This window comes from Streptomyces sp. NPDC002130, assembly GCF_040296465.1.
Taxonomy (GTDB): domain Bacteria; phylum Actinomycetota; class Actinomycetes; order Streptomycetales; family Streptomycetaceae; genus Streptomyces.
The window spans coordinates 1-1305 of sequence record NZ_JBEOXI010000927.1 but is presented as its reverse complement, the minus strand read 5'-3'; the positions used below and the strand labels follow the sequence as shown (position 1 = coordinate 1305).

The window sequence follows — 1305 nt, the reverse complement described above, 5'->3', positions numbered from 1 at the left end:
GCCTCGCCGCTCTCGTCGGAGGCGAGGTGGACGACGAGGTCGTCAAGGTGGTGAGGAGTTCTGCAACTGGCCCGAGGGCGACGCTGTCCCCGGCAGCGAGGTAGGTCAGTAGCTGCACGACGGCGTCGCCGACCGACGGCGGAATCTCGATGCTCACGCCGTCGAACACCAGCGTGGTCGTGTCCGTCGAGGCTTCAGCTCTCTGGGCCAGAGCCGTCTTGATCCGCTCGGCAGCGTTGCCGTCGACTGCGGAAACTATGTGGTCGATGCTCACGCGGTATATCTCCGATCGAAGGCAGTGTTTCGCAAGCATAGACAGCGACAGTGTCCGTCGGCACGCTGGCTAGCGCCGTGTGCGTTGCATTACATGAGTGCCGTGAGTGGAAAACGATTTACCCACGTAGATCCGAATTCGAAGGTTTTGGCGCCCAAAGATATTCGATGTGACGCATACGTAACTCACCAAAATTGGTGTACCCGCAAGTAACATCCTGAGCGTGGCTAGACGATCGGTAACGGTGAGATTCGACGTAGAGGAACTGAGGGCCCTAGAGACCCTCCAAGAGCTCACGGGCGCGGACATTTCCAGCGTCATTCGTGAAGCTGTGATCGAGCATGCTCGTCGATGTGTTGCACAGGGAAAGCCCCGCGGCATCGCCGAGCGACGCAAATCGCTGACCTTGCAGGAAGCCTTCGCCAAGTACTCCGCGTTGTGCACCGACGAGGAGCGGGAAGCGTCGTAGCGCTCTGTCGATGCGATGGTGACCGGTTGAGTTCACAGTGATTCTGGCTGTGGCGCTGGGTAGTTCGTTCGAGGAATATTGCAGCAACAGAAGTGTTGCGTAGACCTCTGACAGGAGCTGGCCAGTGACGGACGTCCTCGAACTCTCCACCGATGTATTGGTGATCGGTGGTGGCCCCGCCGGCGCGTGGGCAGCGTTGCGCGCGGCCAAAGCCGGTGCAGACGTCGTCCTGGTCGACAAGGGTTACTGCGGAACGAGCGGCGCAACGGCCCCATCCGGAACGGGTGTTTGGTACGTCGAACCGGATACGACTGCCCGTGAGCGGGCAAAGGCCGGTCGTGAGGCGCTCGGCGGATATCTTGCCGACCACCATTGGATGGACCGCGTCCTCGAGCAGACCTACTCCAACATGGATCTCCTCGCGGTGGAGGGCAGATATCCGTTCCCCGTCGACTCCAGCACGGGCAAGCAGATACGCACCGGCTTGCAGCACCCCCGGCGAACCGGCCGCCGAGCCGTCCGCACCGGAACCGGCGTACGCGGGGACGGTCACCGTCATCGC

The 1305-nt window shown here is 61.8% G+C and carries 3 protein-coding genes; 2 read left to right on the top strand and 1 reads right to left on the bottom strand.

Features of this window, described 5'->3' with window-relative positions; translation table 11 throughout:
- The coding region (locus tag ABT116_RS47075; protein WP_351647509.1) for a hypothetical protein at positions 1-274 on the bottom strand (274 nt) is incomplete at its 3' end.
- A 244-nt stretch (positions 275-518) separates the two neighbouring features.
- Here ABT116_RS47075 and ABT116_RS47070 point away from each other — a divergent pair.
- The gene (locus tag ABT116_RS47070; protein WP_351647507.1) at positions 519-743 is read left to right on the top strand and encodes a hypothetical protein; all 225 of its coding nucleotides are present in this window, start codon (positions 519-521) and stop codon (positions 741-743) included.
- Positions 744-867: 124 nt separating this feature from the next.
- Positions 868-1305 (top strand): FAD-dependent oxidoreductase (locus ABT116_RS47065; RefSeq protein ID WP_351647504.1); only part of this gene is annotated, 438 nt, incomplete at its 3' end.